This window comes from Adlercreutzia sp. ZJ138, from assembly GCF_011038935.1.
Lineage (GTDB): Bacteria > Actinomycetota > Coriobacteriia > Coriobacteriales > Eggerthellaceae > ZJ141.
Genome location: NZ_JAAKEA010000021.1, coordinates 1 through 23,489, shown reverse-complemented (window position 1 = coordinate 23,489; position 23,489 = coordinate 1). Strand labels below are relative to the sequence as shown.

Genomic DNA, 23,489 nt, shown 5'->3' with positions numbered 1-23,489 from the left:
CAAATACGTCAAGTTCAATAGGCTCGTAGGGTTTGTCTATTTTGTTAGATCCGTCAAATCCGTTAGGTCCTGATATGTCCGCTCGCTCTGGCTATCAACGTGTTTGCGGTATCATCCGTGTCAGTAGGTAACCATCGCGCAGCCCATGCTTACATACGCAGACACGCCCGATGTTAAGGCGCCGCATGAGCGTCGTTAAGATGATACACCCAGGAACGGCCGTGTGCATGCGCTCGGGCACTGCGCGAACCGCATGGTGGGCAAAAGCATTCGTGTCGGTTAGACACCGCTCTATAACGCTCGCTGCATCAAGGATGCCAAACACCTTCGGGCGTCGTCCTAAGCTGAGCAACTTTGCTGTTGCACGCACGCTGCCACCAACGCCGTACGCAACGTCGCAGGCGAAGCGGTCGATGTCAGCAATGTTGTCGAGGTTTCGCTCGAACTCGCTTGCGATAGCGCGTGCTTCTTGTTGTGTGGGAAACACACCTGATACGAAGCGCTCGTAGGACGAAAGCGATCCCTGCCCGATGCTTACCGTGTGGGTGATGTTGCCCGCTTCGATGCGGGTGATCTCGGTTGATCCTCCGCCGATATCGACAATCAAGCCATCATCAATGCGGTAGTCGCAGGTGGCGCCCACGAATCCGAGTTTTGCCTCGTCGGCTCCCGACAGCAAGGTGATGTTCGTATTGCATCGGCGCTCGATGGCGCGCACGGCCTCTTCTCCGTTTTCAGCGTTGCGCAACACAGCGGTGGCGAACACGTCTGTTCGCTTGCAACCGAAGTACGCCGCGCGCGTGAGATGGTCGGAGAGCACTTTCGAGGCGCGCTCAACACCGGCTTGCGTGAAGGTTTTGTTCTCGACATAGGAAGCAAGCCCAGCCATCACCTTGTCGTTGATGACACTGTGAAAGCGCGGTCTTTGATCGTTTCCGCCACCCTCAACGTCGTAGACGACCAGGCGGACGGTGTTCGATCCCATATCGACAACTCCGTACGTTGGCATGAGACCTCCTGTCTTATCCTCACGCTTTTCGAGCATGCGCCGTGCGTACGCGAACGGGCTCGATGATTGTAGGACATGGGCGCTGTGTTTCTCCCATTAAGTACAAACGCTTTACTCAATCTTGACGCAGTTTTCGCGCTTTACTCCATGCTATGATGAAACAGTCGTGAAAAACCCATTTCAGAGAAGGGGAAGGCCATGCTAGAAACCGTTGATTTCTCGCGAGAGCCTCTGTCGAAGGAGACCTACAAGCCGCGCAAAGACGAGCTAATGAAAGAGCTTGTGGTGTTGCAGCAGCAGGCACGTGAGCGTGGTGTTGGGTTGGTGGTGCTGTTCGAGGGTTGGGATGGTGCCGGCAAGGGTAGCCGCATCTCCGATCTTATGTACAATCTCGATGCGCGCGCAACAAGCGTTCACGTGACCGAGAATTTCGACGCGAAAGCAGCCCGCGAGTTCGCGGGGTCGAAGTATGGTGTGACCGGGTTCTTCCCTTCGATGCAGGAATTTTGGATGTCGCTTGGCATGCGTGGCACCATCACGTTTTATGATCGCGGCTGGTACACGATGGCCATGCAACACATGTTGTACGAGGAATACGGTGACCAGTCTGCAAAGAAGGGGAAGAAGCACGACGAGGGTTCGGCTATCCGCGCACTGCGTCATCACCTTGCTTCAGTGGGTGATTTCGAGAAGCAGCTGGTTGATGACGGGTATCTGATAGTGAAGTTCTTCGTGCATATGACGAAGGAAGGGCAGAAGCGCCGCATTACCAAGCTGCATGATGATCCGGCAACCCGCTGGCGCGTCAGCGAAGCCAAGCTTTCGCGGTTGGGTGATTATGAGCAAGCATACCGCCTGTATGACAATCTGCTTGAAGGTAGCGACTTCTCGTTTGCGCCGTGGCACCTGCTTAACGGCGAGGATAAGCGTGACTGCAACTTGCGGATTGCTGAAACCTTGGTAAGCGCGCTGCGTAGCGCCCTTGCTGCTGCACCCGACGAGGCTGCCGCGAAGGCCGCCGCGAAGGCGCAGGCCAACTCGTCCGGCGCACTCGAGAACGTGTCGTTGTTTGACCGCACGCCCGAGCAGGAGCAGGCTATTCGCGAGCAGGCCGAAGCCGAGGCTCGGGAAGCTCACTGTCGCGCGCCGCATGCTTCGCGCTTCCAGCAGGCGCCAAACGCACCCACCGTCGATGACATTGACTGCACGCTTCAGCTCGATCGCGAAACATATCGTGAGGAACTGAAAGAACAGCAGAAGCGCTTTGCTAAGCTGGAACTCGAGATGTACCGCAAGCGCATTCCGCTCATCCTCATGTACGAGGGATGGGACGCTGCGGGTAAGGGTGGCAGCATCAAGCGCGTGGCGCAGGCTATCGACGCGCGCGCCTACACCATCTTCCCCAGCCCTGCTCCCACCAAGCCCGAGCTGCTACACCCGCATCTGTGGCGCTACTGGACACGCCTGCCCAAGGCCGGTCATGTGGGAATCTATGACCGCAGCTGGTACGGCCGCGTGTTGGTCGAGCGCGTTGAGGGGTTTGCAAGCCCCGCCGAATGGGCGCGCGCCTACGACGAGATCAACGAGTTCGAGCAGGAGCTGGTGCGATGGGGTGCGCTGCTGCTGAAGTTCTGGGTGAACGTAAGTCCCGAGGAGCAGCTGAACCGCTTTACTGACCGCCAGAACGATCCGGCGAAACAATGGAAGATAACCGACGAAGATTGGCGCAACCGCGATAAGTATCCGCAGTATAAGGCAGCGGTCGATGACATGTTCCGTCTTACGCATACGAAGCACGCGCCGTGGACAGTGTTGGAGAGCGACGACAAACTGTACGCTCGTGTGAAGGCGCTCACGGTAATTAACGACGCGCTTGAAAAGCGCCTCGACTAGAAACGTCCACAAGGGTTCGTTTACAGGAGGGCTGCTGCTTTGGCGGCCCTCCTTATACTTGTCGAAGCCCAAGGCGGAGAAGAACGATCTGAATACGGACGAGGGCTCGTAAAAGAGCTTTCCGTTCGCCGTACTCGCGATTATGGCAAAGGCTTCGATTCGACGAACTTATGGCATATGCGCAACTCCTACCTTTCCTTTCCAATTCTCGACGCAATGCGTCCACAATTGAGTTGGACGCATTGTCGCATGCTTACGAAAGTGAAAGATGTCAAAAAACGAAAGCGTCCGCGGTAGGTGATGGCTTACCGTGCAGGTGCTTTAATACAACGAAAGCGCCCGACGTGAGTGAAATACTCACCGCTCGAACGCTTAAGTGAAACGTGTGATAGCACGTCTACCTGACCTTGGTAACTGACCTACATCGTCAATAGCGCTTTGTGTTACGTCGGTGGATTGACATCAGTCGACGTCGGTGAATACTGGCGACATTAAAGTTATGCCATGTTCACCACCGAGTGCTTTGGGGAGGGTCGGAGGGTGTTGGTGATCAGGACTGTTGCAATGTTGCCTCAACGTAACATTGAAGAGGCTGCTATTCCACCTTATGATGCTGGTGAACGCCGGAACGCGGGAATAGAATAGCTTTGGAGGTATGAATAGGATGATCGGTCAGAACATTCTCTCGCTTAGGACAACACAAGGCATGACGCAAGAAGAGCTCGCGCAAAAGGTAAGCGTTGCGAGACAGACCATTGCGAAATGGGAATCGGGAGATGCTATGCCGGATCTGAACAACGTGTGCAAGCTCTCAGAGGTCTTCGATGTGAGCCTCGATGCGCTGGTGCATCATGACGAACACCGTGTTGGCTACCCTATTCCGCCCCGTGGAAGGCATCTGTTCGGAGTCGTTCGCATGGGCGAGAGAGGGCAGATCGTCATTCCTAAGAAAGCACGCGATATCTTCGGCCTTCATGCGGGAAGCGAGCTTCTTATACTCGGTGATGAGTCTCAGGGTATTGCGCTTCAACGTGTTGAGGATGCCGTTGCTCTGCTTGAACGGTACGCGCGTGCGGTTAACGAAAGAATGTCGGCCGATTCTGAATGAGAGGATCGCAGCTATGGGATGTTGCGGCGTTTGCGGTAATGAGACAAAGCTATCCTACACTGTTTACGGAAGCAATAAGCCTCCGCTGGTGCTCGTTCATGCGCAGGGCACCAACTCGCGTAGCTTCGATAAGGTTATTAAGCCCCTTTCCCGTGACTTCTCAATATACGCGGTGGACTGCTTTGGGCACGGAAAAAGCCCGCACGAGCCGTCCCTTTATAACATCGTGGCGATAGGGGATGCCCTCGTAAGGCTAATTGAGAGCGTTGTCGGTGAGCCCTGCACGCTCTTGGGACATTCTTCCGGCGGGCTTATCGCCGCCTATGCCGCAGGAAAGACGGATCTCTGCGAGCTGCTTATCTTAGAAGATCCACCCTTTTTCTCCAGCCAGGCAGAGCGCAGGAACAATACGTTCAATTACATTGACTTGTCCTCGGTGTGTCACAAGTACTTGCAAGACGCAGTGGAAGAGAACTTCGTCTTGTACTACTTCGAGAATCAATATGCGTGGAACTTTTTCCCCGATAATGCGCGCCAAAAAGTGCGTCCGAAGAGCATTGAATCTGCCAAGAAGTTTCTAAAACGGCATCCGGAAAGAGATCTGAAAGTTCCCTTTTGGCCCAAGAGTGCTCTGGCTGCGTTCGTTGGAATGGGCAACTACGACCCGCATTTTGGAGAAACGTTTTACGACGATAGTTTCCATTGCGGAATACCGCATGAGGAAATTTTGACGAAGATAGATTGCCCAACCTTGTTCATGAAGGCCAAAACCGAGTGGTCCGACGATGGAATTTTGTTTGCCGCCCTCAGCGAAGAGGATTTAACAAGGTGTTTAGGGCTCATTTCAGATTGCGAGTTGGCTCGTTTCGACTGCGGTCATGGGATTCATGTCGAGCAGCCTCGTCAATTCGTGCAGGTAATTAAGCGCAAGCGTGCGACATTGGGTCACGCTCGCATTTAGGGCTACACTGCGGCGCGGTATGTGGCTTTAGCAGCTCTCTGTGTACACCTTCTCTTCCACAAACCAGCGAGGGTGGTCGTAATACATTTCTGTGATGGTGTTACCCATGCGCACGGTGTAGCAAATGCCATCGCCTCCAACGCGTCGGGCATTGCGGCGTTGCACGCGCAGTACTTCGTCGATCACATAGGTTTTACCGCGAAGTTGCACCTCTAACGGGCGCACATGGCCCTCTTCGTCGGTTCTTGTAGTAACGAGCACGTACCGTTTTACCCGCTCTTCTATTCCCTTCACCTTTAACCTGCTCTCTATTTGGTTTCAGCTCGCTCTTGTCTGGTGGCATTTATTCGCGCAGAAAACCCACGGGATGTACGGTGTTGGACTCTTTTATGTCTAAGTGCGCCATCGTGTCGTCGGTCAGTTCAACCATCCGATATACGCATTTGTTTCCGAAGCGACGGCGTAGGTTATCAATTGCGTATTCAAGGCGCTCCATCTCTAACACGCGCTGAGTATCGCCAAAAAGGTCATCTTGTATGGGCTCTGTCATGGGAACAAGATGAGTGGCGCGAACATGAATTGCGCGCAGGGCGTTTTCCCTGTTCAAAGGCTGCGCGTTTCTTAAAAGCTCCATGGCGCAGTTGGCTATGTCTTTTGTGATGCACGTTGGCGTGCGCAGCGTAAGCTGGCGCGAATACCCTGATAAGTTGCGTGCGAAGCGTGCTCCAACGGCAACCGTGCGACAACGAAAGCAGCTTTCACGCATGCGTTGAGCAACCGATTCGGACAAAAGCCACACCAAAGCACGCACGTCCTCTTCACACTCCAAATCATGCGGGGCGGTAAGCCCGTTGCCGATACCTTTGATGGTGTAGTCCACATCTGCCTTGGCGGGGTCAAACACCTTTACAGGCGAGGGGTCTTCACCGCGGGCGAATACACGAAGCATGCGACCCACCTTACCTGTTCCGCCGAAGCGGTTTTTACAGAACGTATCTGAGATGTGGGCGACATCACCTATGGTTTCGATTCCCGACAAATGGAGCTTGTGGGCGGTTGCTGCGCCCACGTAGATAAGATTCTTCGCGGGCAACGTCCAGGCGATGCGCTTGTAGTTCTTGGGCGTGATGGACACGATGCCGTCTCCTGGGTCAATGTCGCTGCCGAGCTTGGCAAACACTTTGTTCCAGCTGCTGCCGATACTTACCGTAAGACCGAGTTCTGACTTCACACGTTCCGAAATTTCTTGCGCTATGGCTTCTTGTGATCCAAAGAGATGAAGTGAACCGGTGATGTCTATCCATGCTTCATCAAGGCCGAACGGCTCTATTTGGTTGGTGTAGTCGTAGTAGATTAAACGAGCGAGGCGCGAATACTTTTTGTAGGCGGCGTAGTCGGGCGGCACAACGATTACGTTTGGGCATGCCTGCTTTGCTTCCCAAAGGGCCTGGGCAGTTTTTACCCCTGCAGCTTTCGCTTCGCGCGACTTAGCTAAGATGATGCCATTGCGTCTTTCGGGGTCGCCCGCGACAACGACGGGTTTATTGCGGATGGTCGGGTTTTTATGTTGCTCGACGCTTGCGTAAAACGCATTCATGTCGATATGAAGTATGGCGCGCTGTCGCACGGTTTCACCCCCCCTCGCTTTCGTCTGACGTGCGATTTCATAGGAACATTTGTTCTGTTTTGTGAGTGATAATGATGCGCCAGAAACACGCTCGCGTCAATCGAACAGACTGTGGATTTTTGAATACACGTTGAATACGGGTTATGGGGGCTATGGCTCAAAAAGTAGCCCCGATGATCTATGCTCCTCAGGGACTGGCGGGCTTCACGTCAGGCCTGTAAAAAGTACTGAAGCCTATCCAGGCAGCGCCGAGGACGTAGCGACTTTTAGGTCGTTGGAAATGTGTGAGGTAGATTGATCTCGATGTGTGTCACTCCGCTTCTCGAGATATATAATTGCAGGCGTTTGATAGCATTCGAGAAGGGCAGAGCATGAACATAAGTGAAGAGTCGTTGCGCCTGCACGGTCAGTGGTGTGGAAAGTTAGATACCGTGCCGAAAATGAGCATTGCCACACGCGAGGATTTAGCGTTGGCGTACACGCCAGGCGTGGCGGAGCCGTGTCGCAAGATAGCCGAAAACGCAGATGAAGCGTATCGCTACACCATGAAGGCGAACACGGTTGCTGTGGTAACCGACGGCAGCGCCGTTCTGGGCTTGGGCAACATCGGGCCTTTGGCGGCTATGCCGGTCATGGAGGGCAAAGCGGCACTGTTCAAGGCGTTCGGCGGCGTGAATGCAGTTCCTATTTGCCTTGACACGCAGGATGTCGACGAGATAGTTGAAACGGTCGTTCGTATCGCGCCAGCCTTTGGTGGCATCAATCTAGAAGATATTTCGGCGCCGCGCTGCTTTGAGATCGAGCGCCGACTTATTGAAGCGCTTGATATTCCCGTGTTTCATGACGACCAGCACGGAACCGCCATCGTGGTGCTTTCGGGCATTATTAACGCGCTGCGTTTGGTAGGCAAGCGCAAAGAGGACTGCCGCGTGGTGGTAAACGGCGCAGGATCGGCGGGTATCGCCATTTCGAAGCTGTTGCTGAGCTACGGGCTGCGTCATCTTATCCTGTGTGACATCAACGGCATCATTTCCTCACGTACCCCTGGGCTCAATGATGCGCAGCGGGCAATGCTTGCTACTACTAATCTTGACGATAAGCAGGGTACACTTGCCGATGCACTGGTGGGCGCTGACATCTTCGTGGGTGTTTCGGCGCCGAACGTGGTAACCCCTCAGATGGTGGCTTCTATGAACAACGACGCCATTCTGTTTGCCATGGCCAACCCCGACCCAGAAATTATGCCCGACGTGGCACGGGCGGCAGGTGCGCGCGTAGTGGGAACGGGGCGCTCGGACTTTCCCAATCAGATTAACAACGTGGTGGCGTTCCCAGGTATTTTCAAAGGAGCCTTAGAAGCCCGCGCACCGCGTATCACGAAGGCGATGAAGCTTGCTGCAGCCGAAGCGTTGGCGTCGCTTGTGTCCGACGATGAGCTGTGTGAAGACTTCATTATGCCTGAACCGTTTGATCCGCGTGCTGTTGAATGCGTGGCGCGTGCGGTTCGTGAGTGCCACGAATAGTGAATGTTGCGAATAGTAAAGGCGAGCTGCCTGTCAGGGAACGCGCTTCCCTGACAGGCAGTTTTGACTAGTGTTTCTTTGCGGCCCAATCGCGCACGAAGGCACGCAGTGCGTAAGGCTCGTTTTGCACGGTGCCTTCAATAACGGCGTCAAGTGCCGCGTTTAGCACGTGCCCTACGAGCGGCCCGCGCTCGACGCCAGCTGCGATAACGTCGTTGCCGTTAATTGCCAAGTCACCAATTTTAAATGCCTCATCTTCGCGGATGATGTCGTCAAGAATCCGTTCGAGCTCGGTGGCGTGGGCGATGCGTGTGTGGTATTGGGGAGCTTGGCCCTTTGAATCGCCCCGTTTAAGTTCGCATAGCATGCGGAATAGCTGTTCGTTGCCGCCAAGACGCCGCACAGCGCGCTTCACGGCTTTTGGTGTGGTGTCGATAACGTCGTCGTGATGCTCCACTAAGGTAACAACCTGCTGTCTGAAGACGGCGCTAAAGCTCATCCGGTTCATCACGCCTTCGGCGACAACACGGCTGATGTTTGCATGTCCGTAAAAATGCCCGGTTCCGGTATCGTCGGTGAAAAATGCTGCGGGTTTGCCTACATCGTGCAAAAGTGCTGCCCATCGCAAGGTGGGGGTCGGGCGTACTGCATCAACTACGTGTGCGGTGTGTTCGAGTACGTCGTAGATATGGTAGGGCGTTTTCTGATCGAAGCCTTTCATAGCAACAAGCTCGGGAAGCACGGCCGAAAGCGCGTCAACGGTATTCATGATGGCGCTTCCCGCATAAGGAGATGTGAGTAACTTGGTAAGCTCTGCGGTCACGCGCTCGTGCGACACGCCTGCCATCAGCTTTTTCGAACGAATCATCGCTTGTAAGGTCATCTGTTCGATGGGAAATCCGAATTGAGCGCAGAAGCGGCACCCGCGCAGGATGCGCAAGGCGTCTTCGGAGAAGCGCTGCACGGGGTCGCCCACGGTTCTGATCACACCACGTTGAAGATCGCACCTGCCGCCGTAGGGGTCAATAAGGCCGCGCTCGGGATGGTAGGCCATCGCATTGATGGTGAAATCGCGCCGCGCGAGGTCTTCCTGGATGCTTGTTACGAAACGCACCTGGTCGGGGTGGCGTCCGTCGGAATATGTTCCATCGGTGCGGTATGTGGTTGTTTCAAACGCTGCATCGCCAACGATAACGGTTACGGTGCCGTGTTTCGAACCTGTGTCATGCACGCGCAAGCCGCAACGCTCAAACGTCGCTTGCACGTCGGAGCATGTTGCCGAGGTGGCAATATCAATGTCGGAGCAGGCCCGGCCGAGCAGCATGTCGCGAACGCACCCGCCGACAACCCACGCTTCAAAGCCCGCGTCTTCAAGTATGCTCAGTGCAGCAAGGGCTTCGTTGGGTAGGTTTATCGAATGCATGCGGCAAGACTCCTTTTTCGTGCGAACTGCACCATCATACCGCATACGTGCAAGGTGCGGTTTCTGCAGGTTCTGCGCACGGCGGGACGAATTGGTACAATGAAGGCAATGCAGCGCGCGTTGCTAGCGGTGTTGGCGTCTGCATTCCAAAATGATGTTGACAGGGAGTTGCCTTGTATTCAGAAGAGAGTCTGTCGCAGCGGCGCGTTTCGGCGCACGTGTATGAGCGGTTCGATGACGCGCCTATTGGCGTGTTCGACTCGGGCTTTGGTGGGCTTACTGTGGCCCGCGAGATCATAAAGGTTCTACCCAACGAGAGCATTGTGTACTTCGGCGATTCGAAACGCTGCCCATATGGTCCTCGCGACCAACATGAGGTTGACAGTTTCGTGCAACAAATTGGGTCGTGGCTGGTTAATAAGGGCGTAAAGATCATCGTTATCGCGTGCAATACTGCAACAGCAGCGGGGCTTGCACATGCGCAGCAAACCTTCGACCTGCCGGTTATCGGCGTGGTTGGCCCCGGTGCGCGTGCGGCGGCACAAGCAACGCGCAACCGCCGTGTGGGTGTTATTGCGACGAAGGGAACGGTTGAATCGGGAGCGTATTCGCACGCCATCAGGAATATTGATGCGGGCATTACCGTGTTTTCTACGCCTACGCCGCGCTTCGTGGAAATAGCCGAGCAAGGCATTCGCATGGCCGAGGGGCCTATCGAAAACTACATGTCGCTTGCGTCGAAGGTTTACATTCGCCCAGAATTTCAAGAGATCGCACGGGAATACCTTGAACCGTTGCGCCGATGCGACATTGACACGCTGGTTTTGGGGTGCACCCATTTTCCCTTGTTAAAGGCTCTTATTGGAGGCGTGGTTGGTCGCGAGGTGACGCTTATTAGCTCGGCGAAGGAAACCGCGCGTGATGTTGCCGAAATTCTGTGTCGGCAAGGTGCCGCCGCGCGCCCTGGCTGTCAGAGAACCTACGAGTTTTTCACCACGGGTGACGACGTAGATGAGTTCCGTCGTTTTGGGAGCCGCGTGCTGCGATTCGATATTGGTCAGGTGCAGCATGTGGAGCTGCCATAAATGAGTGTTTGCTTAAGCTAGGTTTTTCTCGCGGAAGGGAGCGATTGTGGGCAAGACGGTTGTTTTAGCAACGAATAACGCACATAAGGTTGACGAGATATCGAATGCGCTTAGCTTTCCTGGTTGGCAGTTCAAAACGCTGCGGCAGGCAGGCATTGTGTCTGATCCGGCAGAAGATGCCGATACCTTCGAGGGTAACGCTCGCATCAAGGCGCGCTCGGCGCATGAGGCGTCGGGCGGTAAGCCGGCGCTTGCTGACGATTCGGGTCTTGAGGTGGATGCGCTCGGCGGTGCGCCCGGTGTGTATTCGGCGCGCTATGCGGGGGAGGGCGCAGGGGATGCCGCGAACAACGCCAAACTCTTGCGTGATTTAGCTGATGTGCCGGCAGATAAGCGCACAGCTCGGTTCGTCTGCACGCTCGTGTTCATTGACGAGGACGGTACAGAAACGGTCGCACGCGGCACGGTGGAAGGTTGCATCGGCCTTGCGGAGGCAGGCGCAGGTGGATTCGGCTACGACCCGCTGTTCCTTCCCGATGCATATCATGGCGAAAAGACGTTTGCTGAGGTGCCTCAAAGCGAAAAGAGTGCAATTTCACACCGTGGCAACGCGCTACGAAAGCTCCGCGATCTGTTGGAAAACACTGATTAAAGCCGTTTCGCAAACGTATGACTGGTGGAACTAATCAGTGTTTCCTTAGGGCAAGATGGTTGGTTGCGTGCAGCGTACATGCAACCGTAACACACAAGAAAGCCGTCCTGGCGACGGCTTTCTTACGGGTTTTTTGGAGCGGGCGACGGGAATCGAACCCGCGTCATGAGCTTGGAAGGCTCAGGTTCTACCATTGAACTACGCCCGCGATGCAGACGGGATTATAACCCAAGATCGCAGAAAGCCAAAACAAGGTGCTAAAGAATCCATCAAGTGGCTAAATTGGGCAACGCGAGTATAATTTCCCCATTGGCTTTATTATCAACAAGAAGGAGAACCGCATGGATCCGAACAAGCGTCCCGACGACATGGAGCGCATTTCAACCCCTGAGCTGGCGAACGCATTTATCGAAGAGCAGGTTGCTGCCATTCGCGCCCAGGTGGGCGAGGGGAAGGTGCTGCTTGCGCTTTCCGGCGGCGTTGACAGCTCGGTTGTCGCCGCGCTGCTCATCCGAGCCATCGGCAAGCAGCTTATCTGCGTGCACGTGAATCACGGCCTTATGCGCAAGGGTGAAAGCGAGCAGGTTATAGACGTGTTTCAGAATCAGATGGACGCGAACCTGGTGTATGTGGACGCTACCGACCGTTTCCTCGATTTGCTGGCGGGTGTCGATGAGCCCGAAACGAAGCGCAAGATTATCGGCGGTGAGTTCATTCGTGTGTTCGAGGAAGAGGCGCGCAAGGTGGGCGATCAGGTTGATTTCCTGGCGCAGGGCACCATCTATCCTGACATCCTGGAATCGCAAGACGGCGTGAAGGCTCACCACAACGTGGGCGGCTTGCCTGATGATTTGCAGTTCGAGCTGGTAGAGCCGGTAAAACTGCTGTTCAAGGACGAAGTGCGCGAAGTTGGTCGCGCGCTGGGGTTGCCCGAGGGCATGGTGGAACGTCAGCCGTTCCCGGGTCCTGGCTTGGGCGTGCGTTGCCTAGGCGCTATCACCCGCGATCGCTTGGAGGCGCTGCGCGAGGCCGATGCTATCGTTCGTGAGGAAATGGAGGCAGCAAACGTTGGTGCTTGGCAGTATTTCGCTGTGGTACCCGACATGCGTGCCACCGGCGTGCGTGACGGTGTGCGTGCCTACGAGTGGCCGGCCATCATTCGCGCTATCAACACCGTGGACGTGATGACCGCTGAGGTACCCGAACTCGACTGGGCTTTGCTGCGCCGCATGACCGATCGCATTACCCACGAGGTTCCCGGCATCTGTCGCGTGTGCTACGACCTTACTCCCAAACCCGTTGGCACGGTGGAATGGGAGTGAATTTAACACTCTGACCTGGGGTTATATGGTTTTTAATCCCGGTTGAATTTTGAGCAATCGAGTTGATTCTAGTTGAACGAAAATTGCAAGCCACCTGCAAAAGATGGATTTTGAGCAGGTAATCTTGGGCCGTCGAATTTGATTCGGCGGCCCTTCTCAGTGCGCCGAGCACGTTATCTGACCTCGTGTTTGATTCGTAGGAGCTTGATTCGGTTAACTGCATTCCACTCGAATGCACTCGTATCTATCGGTTTAGATTTCTGTGTTTTAGATGAGAGTTGTGTGCCCAGCGTCGTGTTATACTTCTTAACATCAGTTAATCAGCGGAGCCAATGGACGCGCGCCGCTTCGAGTTAGGTCAGGTTGGATGAAGAACTAGCGATGCCCATTTTGGGTGCCCCATACGACCATTTACACATCCGGTCGCGCTTTAGGGTGCCGCATCGCTTCGGTGTCTTCTCTTTTCGAATCCATACTTCGCGTGCCTGAGCCCCGCGCGACCTCCCTTCAAAGGAGTTCGCCATGCAACTGAATCTCACACACATCAGCTATACCTATCCCGGTACGGCATCACCTGCCATCAACGACATTAGCGCAACGTTCCCTTTGGGATGGACGGGCATTATCGGCGACAACGGATGCGGGAAAAGCACACTCGCCCGTATCGCTGCACGCATCATTGTGCCCGATTCAGGGACAGTGAATCCGAAGCTCTACTCGGCATACTGCCAGCAGGACTCGACTCAAAAGCCGAAGAATCTCTTCGACCTCGCATCGGATTGGGGTCAGGATGCGCGGCGGGCAAGAGCGCTGCTTCACATCGAAGACGATTGGTTCTGGCGCTACGATACGCTCTCGGGCGGTCAGCAGAAGCGGCTCCAGATCGCATGCGCTCTCTCTGTGCGCCCTGATGTCCTCGTTATGGACGAGCCGACGAATGATCTCGACGCTGCCACACGCGATATCGTGAAGAAGACACTCGCTTCGTTTGACGGCATCGGAATCCTCATCTCGCACGACAGGGATCTGCTGGATGGTCTTGCGAGTCAGAGCCTGATGTGTGAGGACGCATGCTGGACCATGCGACCCGGCGGGTACTCAAAGGCGAGCGATCAGGCGGCGAGCGAGCAAGCATCCGCGATCAGGGGTCGTGAGAAAGCCGCTCACGAAGCGAAGCGCTTGAAAGCGGAAGCCCAGCGCAGGAGTGAAGAGGCGTCGCGCCAGAAAAGCAAGCGCAGCAAACGCAATCTGGCCAGAAACGACAGTGATGCACGTGAGAAGATAGGGCTCGCCATATTCTCTGGAAAGGACGGAGTGGCGGGAAAACTCTCGTCCAACATGAGCGCACGGCTCGCAAAAGCCGAGGCAGAGCTTTCAAAAAGAACCGTCTCAAAGCGATACGATCATCGTATTGGCGAGTTCGGCGTTGTTGCGCGCTCAAGCTTTGTGGTGCACCTGGAGGCCACGCGACTGTCTGCAGGAGAGTTTTCAATAGACGTACCGGAGCTTTGGATTTTGCCAACGGATCACGTGGTGCTGACCGGTGCGAACGGAACAGGCAAGAGCCTCGTGGTGCAAAGCATCGTCGAATCAGTCCCTGACATCGTCAAAGTGGCGTATGTCCCCCAGGATGTCGAACCGGGTGAGCGCAAACGGGCCTTGGCGCATCTTCGAGATCAGACCCAGGAGATAAGAGGCCGCATTCTTTCCATTGTGGCGCGATTGAATTCCGACCCCGACAAGCTGCTCGATGGTGACGATCTGAGTCCAGGCGAACTCCGCAAGCTTATGCTTGCCGAGCAGCTCGTAGCGAATCCTAACCTCCTCATACTCGATGAACCGACAAATCATCTTGATGTTGGTTCTATCGAAGCGCTGCAAGAAATGCTGACCAGCTTTCCTGGCGCGTTTCTGTTGGTTACGCATGATAGACAGCTGTCGAATGCGGTGGCACAAGTCAAATGGGAGACGAAGCAAAATGAGGGTGCGACTGAATTGCGGGTTGAATAATAAGCGACTCTTGACAGCATGATGAGGGACAACGGGGACACTGATAATAGGTGATGATTCTCACAACTGGATACAGTTGTGAGAATCATCACCTATTATCAGTGTCCCCGTTGTCCCGTCCAATCATCAATCTAAAGCAAAGCTCGCATTTACAGAGCCGCTACCGACTATGGCTTTCAGACCTGACGCGTCGGTGATCTTCCCGATCCGCGTATATGAATAGGTTGTTGGGTGCGACTCGTAGAACACAACCAGGCAGTTGTCTCCATAGAGCATCAAATCCCCGGCTTCTATGGTGCCGGGATTGCTCGCGTTCGATGGGAGCGTTTCGCCCAAGTAAGCATACTTCTCGTTGCTATTGAGTTCTGACATCTCTACCTGCATGGGCAGCATCGCCGCAAAAGCGGCGGCGGTATCGTTGTCTGCGAGCTCGATTGCAAGTTGAGACCCGTTGATTGTCAAAAACGCTGTTGAACCTGATCGGCTCATGCCATCCTCCTTGGTTATGCTTGCATGAGAAGTAGCATCGCTTGAGCTCGAATGCTCATCACTTTGGGATACTGCCGATGTATTCGCATTTGGGTTGCTTGTGGCACTTTCGCTATCATTGCGAGCACTCACACATCCCGCGAACAACGCTAAGCACATCAGGATCGCGAGGGTTATACTTGCGATAACTTTTCTCATGTCTGTCACCGCTTTACTTACAGGCTTTTGCCGAACTGTCGCAGTTCATCCAAATTCTGCGAGGAAGAAGCTGATGAGCCCGCATATTCGAAGATTCCGCAGTCTTCGACACCGTACCATCCTTGCAAGAATCCGTGATAGATACGTTCAGAAGCCGCATACACTCCGGATGATCCTGAGTCCAAAATCATTGCCATCTTTTTGCAGGAAGCAGGCTTACCGATGGCGTACGTGCGGTGGATGGCACAATGCATCTGCCCGGAGAACGATCCATAATAGATCGGGCTTGCGATTACAATCATATCCGCTGAATCGTAAAGAGGGTAGATCTGCTGCATGTCGTCATCCTGGATACACTGGACACCACCTTCAGTGTGGCAATATTCGCATCCCGTACAACCATGGATGTCCATATTAGCGACGTTCATTACCGTCACCTCATGACCTGCTTCTTTCGCCCCTTCGACAAAAGCTTGGGTCAGTGTGGCGGTATGTCCCTTCTTTCGGGCACTACCCTGTAGTACAAGTATCTTCATTTCTTATGCCTTTCTGATAGTGATCTCATACGATCCTTTCAACTTACTCAAGGCTTCGATTGCGTCATCATCCAGATGACCCATGTTCACTTGATCTCCGTAAGAGCCTGAGATATTCTCGCCGTTGAAGAATACGGCGAACCAACCTCCGCTGGGGTTGTAATTGATATCGCCGTTCTTCCATCCGAATCCGACGTGCGACGGCTCATAGGGGAAGCTTTGTCCCATCTGTCCGCAAAAGTCCATTCCCGATGTTCCTACATGAATCGATAGGGGCAACGCATCGAAGAATGCCTTTGCCGTTTCAGTATCGTTCAGAGTTCCCGACACTGTCGTTGTGTCGAAGTCAATTTCAATGTGCATATATACTCCTTGTTAATGATTGGATTTCTCTCAGAAAACACTGGCTGGCGTTAGCTTGCTCTGAGCAGGGCGAGCGGAGCTAATCAGTGCTTCCATGATCGCTTCCTCTTGATACGAAAACTTATTATCAGTATGAGGTTGATCCACGAGAAGCGCCAATACTTATAAGGTAATAAGCATCATGCTTGATAGGCATAATACGAGGCTTTCATGGAACTAAGAACGCTTCGACCTCAGGCAATGGGACAACAGGAACGCTGTTGTTTGTTCATCATCTTAGGGTTCTCGGTGTCTTTTGAGTGACAAAATGCCCTGACCCTATTGTCATGTACGCATGACATGCTCGAGTTTGTGTCTGTGCACATTTCGTCGGATATTGTTTTGTATACTGACCCTGCTTGTATGTAATAGGAAAACCGTCAAGTGCCCCTTTCTGGGCACCTTTTGGGAAAAGTGGCCAGAAAGGGGCACTTGACGGCGGTTTAATTGATGAAATCCGCCGTCAAACCACATTTTGTGACCACATTGGAGCATTTCGGTGCCGACAACTCATGCATTTTGACCACTTTGCGCAAAGGATAGCCAGAATGCATGCGTTGACGGCGGCTTGATCGTGCTGTTTATTTCGATTATTTCTTACGGTCTCCCTCATCTTTTTGCGGTCAGCTTTACACCGAACAGGTGCGAGATCGGGGAGTAAAATGTCAAAAAAGAATCCTCGAAATAGTGCGTTTTGTGAGAGCAGACGGGAATGAGGCCATGGACAGGGTTTCAAGGCAGATGCGCGTAACGGCGCTTTTGGCGACAGTAGGGCTTGCGCTGTTTCTTGCAGCGGTATGGACGGCACGCAACGAGAATGCCCTTGTGTCTGATTACGCTCTCTACGCTGCTCGTTTCGCCAAGGTAATAGCTTGTTTCGTCATCGCGTTCGCCATGCGTAGTCATATTCCTTCAGTGGAGCGCATGCTTGGAGCTGGAGCAGTATTCATCGGCGTGCACCTGGTAGCCTATACAGCCACAGTGATGCTGGGGCCGGAAAGCCCTGAATACCTCATGGCATCGATACTTTCTGGCGTGTTCTCCGGCATCGGAGAGGCCTGCATTATCTTACTGTTCGCGCACTTGCTCTCAACGTTCGTTCCCCAGGTAAGCGCTGTAGCCATTCCTATGGTATATCTAATCAACGAAGTGCTGTACTACTCTACGCTGTACCTACCAACTCCGCTTATCCTGATCATGCGCCCTGTGGGGAAAGTGCTGGCCATCTTGCTGCTTTTATGGTGCGTAAGACGAAAGCGTACCGTTGCCGCGGGCGAGCAGGAACATCCGCTCCAGTACGGTTTCTCGCTGCATGTGCCCCGCGAGCCTCTTCTGGGTTTTCTATCGAGCAGTCAGGAATGGATGCTTATTCTGGCTGGTACGACACTTTTCCCTTTCCTTTTCGGATTCATCGCCCAAGTATGTTCGAATGCGGGTACGAATTCGGGGCTTTACGACGTGGTGAATGAGTTGATGGCTGTTGGGGTGCTTGTGTTGCTTGTGGCCTATGGGCTCTTACGTGGTCGGCGGCTTACTTTCGATGAGGTTCTCTACTTTACTGTGCCGCTGTTCGCTACGGGATGTCTGTTACTCCCTTATTTCTGGGATGACCAGGTGCCACTGGCCGGTCTTTTGGTGAAGTGTGGCTATACGGTGTATCAGGTGATGTTTTGGATGCTTCTCGCACGGAAATGCTATGAGGATATCCGTCACACATACCTCTACTTCGGTATTTTCTACGGCTTGTTCGAGTTAGCCACAGCTGCTGCCCGGCTTGCGGCATCTCAGTTATGGCGAGCTGATATGGTGGATTTCGCGACTATGACAGTCGTGGCGCTGTTCTCTTTGTGGCTTATTGCGTTGTACGGGTTGCTGTTCTTTGCTATCTCGAAGATGTGGGGAAGGAAGGGGTTGGTTGCAGCGTCTGGTACCGATAGCGGTGCTACAGAATCTCTAGAAGCTGCTTTGCCTGATAATGAATTTGTAGATGAGGCGAATCATTCGAATGATGCCGAAAAGGTGCATAAGGAACAAGGCGCTGCCGAGACGGTAAGTGATGCGAGTCCTTTTGCATATCGACTGGATGCTTTCTGTATTTCGTATGACATCACTCCCCGCGAGCGCGAGGTGCTCATTGAGGCCATGCACGGCTACTCGATGGAGAACATTGGGCGCAAGCTCTATGTTTCGCGCGAAACCGTGAAAACGCACTTGCGTCGCATCTACAACAAGGTGGGGGTGTCCGGTAAACAGGAACTGATTACCTTTATCGATCGTTTTAAGGAATAAAACACCAGTTCAGACAGGGTACCCCATTCAGGGGGACGAGAGGGAGGCTCAATCATGCCTAGTCGGGGGGATGTGGTACGTCTTTGCGTCCCGTAATCTTCGAAACGCCTCGAATAAGCGAGGTGAAGGAGATGCCGGAAACGGGAGGACATCATGAATAATAACAAGAGAGAAACCAATCAGATTTCGCGCCGCAGCTTTCTGACCATGGGTGGTTTGGCTGCTATGGGAGGTGCTATGGCTCTTACAGGTTGCGCGCCGAAGCCCAAGAGCAACAATCCTTCTGGCACGGGAGCCGCGGGTGTAAGCGATGTGGAATTCGCCGAGGAATACGACGTAGTTGTCGTAGGTGCGGGCATTGCCGGCGTGAGCGCTGCTATTACGGTGGCGCGTGAGGGTAACGGTGCCAGCTGTCTTCTCATCGAGAAAGAAGGAACCGCTGCGGGCTGCTCACCGGTGTGTGCGGGCGACTTCCTTGGGCTCGACGACGAGCACGAGTATCCCGTTCAGTACCTGAAAGATATGGCCACCACCGCCACAGGTCAGACGATTCCCGATGATGTACTGGAGGCTTTTGCGACAGGCATCAACGAAAACCTTGAGTGGGTGCTCTCCCTTGGAGCCACCATGGATATGCTCGATACCAAGCGCACGCTCATGGAAGATTTGGACAAGGCCGAGTATCGCGAGTTCGCAAGCGCGGTGGCACCGGAATATAGCTTCGACGATAAAGCTCAGCCTCCCTACAACCACCTACACAACTTCCTTACTCATGTGTGCCAGAACGACTACGCCGAAGGCGTCGAGATGCGCTTCAATTCGCCGCTTGAGGACTTAGTTCGTGATTCTGATGGTCGCGTGATCGGGGTCATCGCTGACGGCAAGGCTATCAAGGCAAACAAAGGTGTGGTTATGTGTTGCGGTGGCTACGAACATAACGAAGAGTTCCTTGAGGGATTCTGCGGCGTAGGCAGTGCCATCTCTTTCGCCATGACTGGCAATACCGGTGACGGGCACAAAATCTGCGCACGTCACGGTGCCGATTTCTGGCACATGCACAACGCTGCCGGATTCTGGATGGCTGGGCGCAACCTGGAGAATACCACGTTCTCGAACGGTGCATTGACGAGTCACAAATTTAAGAACTATGGCATTACCGTGGGTAAGAATGGCCGCCGGTTCTATATGGACTGGGATGGACATAAATCACTCGACGTATCCAATGATACCGCCGGTATTCCTCGCGACGATCTGAGTCGCCATGTGGGCAGTCGTCATGGTGTTATGCAGTTCGGTGGCGAATGGAACCATCTGCCCATGCCTTCCATCGGCTGGTTCGTGTTCGACAATGCAAACTATGAGCACGCTTTTGACTTCGAGACTGCTGAAACTACTGATCCGGTAGCCGATGGTTGGCTGTATCAGGCCGACACCCTGGAGGATCTGGCCGCTCAAATGGATGTACCTGCCGAAGAGCTTGTGGCCACGGTTGCACAGTGGAACGAGTTTTGTGAGCGTGGTGTTGACATGGCCTTCTATCGTCCGGCTGACACGCTGACTCCCATTGTCACCCCGCCCTTCTACGCTCAGCGCTGCAATCCAGCCATGTTGAACACCGACGGCGGTCCGAAGCGAGCAGCCGACGGTGCAATTCTTGACTGCAACGGCGAGAAGATTCCCGGCCTGTATGCTGCTGGCGAGTTCGGCAGCGTGTGGGGCTACCTCTACCAGGGTAACGGCAACGTTGGCGAAGCCATGGCCTTTGGTCGCATCAGCGCCCGCAGCTGTCTTGCCTAAGATCGCTTCAGCTTCTGTTAACGATGCGCTGGCGGGGCTGCTGAGAATAAAGCCGGCACAGTCCCGCCAAACGAACTACCTGTATGATTACACTTTACGAATGGGAATCTGCACCTCGGTTAGCCATTCAGACGGGTCGTTCTTGTTCCATATGCCGTCGATGTAGCTCGTACGGGGGTCGCCGGCAACCTCGTAGCCGTTCTGTTCGACCCACTCAAGTGCGTGGGCGAACGCAGGCCCCATGTCCTCGTAAGGGCCCTGATGCATCACCGATGCCACGTCGAGTGCGGGTGCCACCTTGAAATGAATTCCGTCGAAGTCATCTTTCAGCTCGGTTACGGCCTCGCAGTACAGGATATGGTTGTCAGTCTCGCGCCACTCGCGGTCGAGGTTTACCGTGTAGCAATACTTGGGCGTGGCGCACGTGAGATCGGGGTATTTCGCGCGTAGCTTTTCGCCAAGCGCCGGCATTTCCTTGAAGTAGTCCGCAAATGTGTGCATCGTGTATTCCTTGCGGTAGATGATTTGTTCGGGGATGTGTTTCACCGTTGTTGTGTAGGTCATAGTGCTCTCCTTACTCTCTTTCAGAATGAACTGGACGCGAGAGAGCATGGCTTGTCGTTTGGCGATTTCCTGCTCAAGCTCCATGGAATGCTGTCGCAGTATTTCGTCCGTATCGCTTCCGGATATGATGCGGACGATCTGGCTGATGGAAAGTCCCGCCTGACGAAGCGACTGGATGCGGTGCAGATCCACAAGCTGCGCCGCATCGTAGAGGCGGTATCCCGTGAACCGGTCTACCGCACGCGGCTTCAAAAGTCCCACCTCGTCGTAGTAACGCAGCGTCTTTACCGTGGTCATGGCCATCTTCGAGAACTCGCCGATACGAAACATCTCCAACCTTTCTCTCGCGATGCCACCAGTCTCATCCCTCCTGTAGCGGGAGAGTCAAGAAGGTTTTTTTGATTATCTCTTACGGAGGTCAACGGGACAACAAGCTACGATTCCCGGTGTCCCGTTCGTTGTCCTCAGGCTGACTATGTCATGTGCATCATGCGGGAAAAAGAACCCGTATCGAAAAGAAAAAGGACCGCACATGACCTTGTTCTCTGATATACTAACAAATGTTAGTTAGCAATAGTGCACAAGCGGAAGCAAGGAGTCATCGTGCCGAAAGTGGACGGGAACGCGCGGGAGCGCATACTTGATGCGGCTTTCGTGCTATTCAGTCAAAAGGGATACACAGCGACAACCGTTCGCGACATAGCCGGCGGCGTGGGAGTCAAAGCTGCATCGCTGTATAACCATTTCGGTGGAAAGCAGGAAATCTTCGATGCGCTGATAGCGCGTGAGACGGCGTATGTCGAAGATCGCGTGCGTAGCGCCGGGGCCATTGCCCGTCCGGATGACGACCCGCGCGCCTATTCTCAGGCCAAGAGGGCCGATCTCGCAAAGCTGGTCTGGAACAGCTATGCGCCGTTTTTTGGAGACGATAGGATACGGCTTTTCCGGCGCATGCTTGCGGTCAGCCGCTACAGCGACACGAGGTGCGCCGAGCTGTACCAGGCGGTGTTTGTGGTGCGCCCGATCAAGCTGCAGGAGACGATCTTCTCGCACCTGATAGACGTCGGGATCTTCGAGCCCTGTGACGCGCGGCTTGCCGCCGAACAGTTCCATGGTCCTATGCTCATGGCTATCGATTCTGAAATGCCCGCGTGTGATGCAAAAGAGTTTTGTGAAAGGCACCTGTCTGCATTCAATGCGGCGCACGAGCGGAAAGAAAAGAAGGGGAAGAGGGAAGAGGGAAGGGAAGGTAAATGACCAGGGCGATTGTCTATTGTTCCCAAACGGGATCAATGCTCGATAAGATGGCACGCGGGTTTGCGCTCTTTATGAACTGGTTCGACGGGGTGTGTGCGCTCGTGTGCGGGCTTTGGATGATGGCGAGCGCGCTGTGGGCTCTTCCGCTTTCGTGGAACGACTGGATGCCGGTGTCGCTGCTTGATCCGCTTCCGCTGCCGGACTTCATGAAGAGTGACTTTCTGTGGCCAGGGCTTGCTCTTGTGCTGGTAAACGGCGTGCCGAACGTTGTTGCGCTGATGTTGCGATTTCGTGGCAACCGCAGGGCATCCTATGTCTGGAGCTGTATTGCGGGCGCGCTGCTGATCGCGTGGACCGCCTTCGAAATGGCCTTCATTCCCAACGGGCTTTCGGTGTTCTACCTGGTGTTGGGCGTCATGCAGCTGGTTGCAAGTGCTCGAGCATTCACACATTGCGACCCCACATCGTGATGACGAGCGTTACGACGGGAGAATGGGTCTTTGAGGGACTGTGGCCAAAAAGCTGCAAAGTCCCGTCGTTCCTGGCTGCAAACAGGGGGAGAACGCAGCCGGCGACAGGGGACGCCGGCTACCAAGCTTTCTTTCTACCGTTTTCTCAATACGATGCCGATGCTGTTCAGAAGCTTGCCTGCGCCGGCTTCCATCGAGGCGAGGTCATTGGTGGCGTACTCGTTATCGCAGACCAGCCAGTCGGCCCACGCCTCGTCATGACAGCTTAAAGGAGCTATACGCTCGATGCGCACGCCGCGCGTAGGCTCGATCATGGCGCGCCACCAGTTTATGTCGTGCATGTACTCCAGTTGTTCGGGCGTCCAGCTGAGTAGTAGCTCAGGTGGCAGATTATCGTGGCAGTCGCGCACCATACCAGGGATAGCGAAGTACAAAAGCCCGCCGTGCTTAACATGCGGCAAAAGCTTCTCGCCGAGGTACGCGCAGTCGCGCCCGAAGTAGTTGTAGGAGTCGATGCTCACAACCGCTGTTAACGCCAGGCTATATTAGCCACACCCAAATCGGAGATAAATAGCCAATACCAGTCAGATATATTACGCCAATGCGCCAGTAAGGTTATCTATCTTCTATTCATTTAATCTACTTGTTCGTTTAATTGCCATCGATGATGACTCCACCGAGAAGATCTTAAGTTCAGCCTCTCTAAAGCTGCTCCTATTAAGCGAGTGCGATTAGTCACAACTTCTTGGATTATTAGGCGGTAATCAATCGGTCTCACCGCCGGTTCTGACACAAAACAACCATGGAAAAGCCTGCTTATGTGGGCTTTTCTCGTTTGTGGGGCATTGACATACCAGCTCAACTCATGCTACAA

Annotated in this window: 22 protein-coding genes and 1 tRNA gene; 13 read left to right on the top strand and 10 right to left on the bottom strand. The window is 54.2% G+C overall.

Annotated elements, in window-relative coordinates:
* Positions 1 to 94: 94 nt before the first annotated feature.
* Positions 95 to 1,009, bottom strand: coding sequence for an exopolyphosphatase (locus G7Y43_RS08790; RefSeq protein WP_165046033.1), 915 nt, complete (start codon positions 1,007 to 1,009; stop codon positions 95 to 97).
* Positions 1,010 to 1,207: 198 nt separating this feature from the next.
* On the opposite strand from G7Y43_RS08790, the gene G7Y43_RS08785 reads away from it, so the two are divergent.
* The 4 genes from G7Y43_RS08785 to G7Y43_RS08770 all read left to right on the top strand — a co-directional run bounded on the left by G7Y43_RS08785 (position 1,208) and on the right by G7Y43_RS08770 (position 4,971).
* Complete coding sequence (locus G7Y43_RS08785) at positions 1,208 to 2,902, top strand: polyphosphate--AMP phosphotransferase (protein ID WP_165046032.1); 1,695 nt, start codon at positions 1,208 to 1,210, stop codon at positions 2,900 to 2,902.
* 39 nt (positions 2,903 to 2,941) lie between these two features.
* Positions 2,942 to 3,199 carry a DUF1016 N-terminal domain-containing protein gene (locus tag G7Y43_RS10840; RefSeq protein ID WP_165046031.1) on the top strand — a complete coding sequence of 86 codons (258 nt, stop codon included), beginning with the start codon at positions 2,942 to 2,944 and terminating at the stop codon, positions 3,197 to 3,199.
* A 358-nt stretch (positions 3,200 to 3,557) separates the two neighbouring features.
* Complete coding sequence (locus tag G7Y43_RS08775) at positions 3,558 to 4,010, top strand: helix-turn-helix domain-containing protein (protein ID WP_241158221.1); 453 nt, start codon at positions 3,558 to 3,560, stop codon at positions 4,008 to 4,010.
* A 13-nt stretch (positions 4,011 to 4,023) separates the two neighbouring features.
* Complete coding sequence (locus G7Y43_RS08770) at positions 4,024 to 4,971, top strand: alpha/beta fold hydrolase (protein ID WP_165046030.1); 948 nt, start codon at positions 4,024 to 4,026, stop codon at positions 4,969 to 4,971.
* A gap of 27 nt (positions 4,972 to 4,998) precedes the next feature.
* On the opposite strand, the gene G7Y43_RS08765 is transcribed toward G7Y43_RS08770, so the two are convergent.
* The gene (locus G7Y43_RS08765) at positions 4,999 to 5,265 is read right to left on the bottom strand and encodes a hypothetical protein (RefSeq protein ID WP_165046029.1); all 267 of its coding nucleotides are present in this window, start codon (positions 5,263 to 5,265) and stop codon (positions 4,999 to 5,001) included.
* Between the two features lie 49 nt (positions 5,266 to 5,314).
* On the bottom strand, positions 5,315 to 6,598 hold the full coding sequence (locus G7Y43_RS08760; protein ID WP_165046028.1) for a DNA polymerase IV: 1,284 nt from the start codon (positions 6,596 to 6,598) through the stop codon (positions 5,315 to 5,317).
* A 371-nt stretch (positions 6,599 to 6,969) separates the two neighbouring features.
* Between G7Y43_RS08760 and G7Y43_RS08755 the strand changes: the two genes are divergently transcribed.
* On the top strand, positions 6,970 to 8,121 hold the full coding sequence (locus tag G7Y43_RS08755) for an NADP-dependent malic enzyme (RefSeq protein ID WP_165046027.1): 1,152 nt from the start codon (positions 6,970 to 6,972) through the stop codon (positions 8,119 to 8,121).
* 67 nt (positions 8,122 to 8,188) lie between these two features.
* Here the strand turns inward: G7Y43_RS08755 and G7Y43_RS08750 are convergent, their stop codons facing one another.
* Complete coding sequence (locus tag G7Y43_RS08750) at positions 8,189 to 9,544, bottom strand: CCA tRNA nucleotidyltransferase (RefSeq protein WP_165046026.1); 1,356 nt, start codon at positions 9,542 to 9,544, stop codon at positions 8,189 to 8,191.
* 173 nt (positions 9,545 to 9,717) lie between these two features.
* Here G7Y43_RS08750 and murI point away from each other — a divergent pair, with 173 nt between their 5' ends.
* A complete protein-coding gene (murI, locus tag G7Y43_RS08745) occupies positions 9,718 to 10,629 on the top strand; it encodes a glutamate racemase (RefSeq protein WP_241158220.1) in 912 nt (303 codons plus the stop codon).
* 46 nt (positions 10,630 to 10,675) lie between these two features.
* Entirely contained in the window at positions 10,676 to 11,281 is a 606-nt protein-coding gene (gene rdgB, locus G7Y43_RS08740; protein ID WP_165046025.1) for an RdgB/HAM1 family non-canonical purine NTP pyrophosphatase, read from the top strand.
* Between the two features lie 134 nt (positions 11,282 to 11,415).
* Here the strand turns inward: rdgB and G7Y43_RS08735 are convergent.
* A tRNA-Gly gene (locus G7Y43_RS08735) sits at positions 11,416 to 11,489 on the bottom strand.
* Positions 11,490 to 11,622: 133 nt separating this feature from the next.
* Between G7Y43_RS08735 and guaA the strand changes: the two genes are divergently transcribed.
* Entirely contained in the window at positions 11,623 to 12,603 is a 981-nt protein-coding gene (gene guaA, locus G7Y43_RS08730) for a glutamine-hydrolyzing GMP synthase (RefSeq protein ID WP_165046024.1), read from the top strand.
* A gap of 522 nt (positions 12,604 to 13,125) precedes the next feature.
* Positions 13,126 to 14,613: an ATP-binding cassette domain-containing protein gene (locus G7Y43_RS08725; RefSeq protein WP_165046023.1), complete on the top strand. Its 1,488-nt coding sequence runs from the start codon at positions 13,126 to 13,128 to the stop codon at positions 14,611 to 14,613.
* 126 nt (positions 14,614 to 14,739) lie between these two features.
* Here G7Y43_RS08725 and G7Y43_RS08720 read toward each other — a convergent pair whose 3' ends face one another.
* The 3 genes from G7Y43_RS08720 to G7Y43_RS08710 all read right to left on the bottom strand — a co-directional run bounded on the left by G7Y43_RS08720 (position 14,740) and on the right by G7Y43_RS08710 (position 16,199).
* Complete coding sequence (locus G7Y43_RS08720) at positions 14,740 to 15,102, bottom strand: cyclophilin-like fold protein (RefSeq protein WP_165046022.1); 363 nt, start codon at positions 15,100 to 15,102, stop codon at positions 14,740 to 14,742.
* Positions 15,103 to 15,317: 215 nt separating this feature from the next.
* Positions 15,318 to 15,836: a flavodoxin family protein gene (locus G7Y43_RS08715; RefSeq protein WP_165046021.1), complete on the bottom strand. Its 519-nt coding sequence runs from the start codon at positions 15,834 to 15,836 to the stop codon at positions 15,318 to 15,320.
* A 3-nt stretch (positions 15,837 to 15,839) separates the two neighbouring features.
* A complete protein-coding gene (locus G7Y43_RS08710) occupies positions 15,840 to 16,199 on the bottom strand; it encodes a cyclophilin-like fold protein (RefSeq protein WP_165046020.1) in 360 nt (119 codons plus the stop codon).
* A 759-nt stretch (positions 16,200 to 16,958) separates the two neighbouring features.
* Between G7Y43_RS08710 and G7Y43_RS08705 the strand changes: the two genes are divergently transcribed.
* Together G7Y43_RS08705 and G7Y43_RS08700 are read left to right on the top strand one after the other, a co-directional pair.
* Positions 16,959 to 18,527, top strand: a complete 1,569-nt coding sequence (locus G7Y43_RS08705; protein ID WP_165046019.1) for a response regulator transcription factor — start codon at positions 16,959 to 16,961, stop codon at positions 18,525 to 18,527.
* Positions 18,528 to 18,680: 153 nt separating this feature from the next.
* Complete coding sequence (locus tag G7Y43_RS08700) at positions 18,681 to 20,324, top strand: FAD-dependent oxidoreductase (protein WP_165046018.1); 1,644 nt, start codon at positions 18,681 to 18,683, stop codon at positions 20,322 to 20,324.
* Positions 20,325 to 20,411: 87 nt separating this feature from the next.
* Here G7Y43_RS08700 and G7Y43_RS08695 read toward each other — a convergent pair whose 3' ends face one another.
* Complete coding sequence (locus tag G7Y43_RS08695) at positions 20,412 to 21,218, bottom strand: MerR family transcriptional regulator (RefSeq protein WP_165046017.1); 807 nt, start codon at positions 21,216 to 21,218, stop codon at positions 20,412 to 20,414.
* A gap of 273 nt (positions 21,219 to 21,491) precedes the next feature.
* Between G7Y43_RS08695 and G7Y43_RS08690 the strand changes: the two genes are divergently transcribed.
* Complete coding sequence (locus tag G7Y43_RS08690; RefSeq protein WP_165046016.1) at positions 21,492 to 22,145, top strand: TetR/AcrR family transcriptional regulator; 654 nt, start codon at positions 21,492 to 21,494, stop codon at positions 22,143 to 22,145.
* Positions 22,142 to 22,615 carry a hypothetical protein gene (locus tag G7Y43_RS08685; RefSeq protein ID WP_241158219.1) on the top strand — a complete coding sequence of 158 codons (474 nt, stop codon included), beginning with the start codon at positions 22,142 to 22,144 and terminating at the stop codon, positions 22,613 to 22,615. Before G7Y43_RS08690 ends, G7Y43_RS08685 begins: the two co-directional genes overlap by 4 nt.
* A gap of 134 nt (positions 22,616 to 22,749) precedes the next feature.
* Here the strand turns inward: G7Y43_RS08685 and G7Y43_RS08680 are convergent, their stop codons facing one another.
* Positions 22,750 to 23,136, bottom strand: a complete 387-nt coding sequence (locus G7Y43_RS08680; RefSeq protein ID WP_165046015.1) for a hypothetical protein — start codon at positions 23,134 to 23,136, stop codon at positions 22,750 to 22,752.
* Positions 23,137 to 23,489 lie beyond the last annotated feature (353 nt).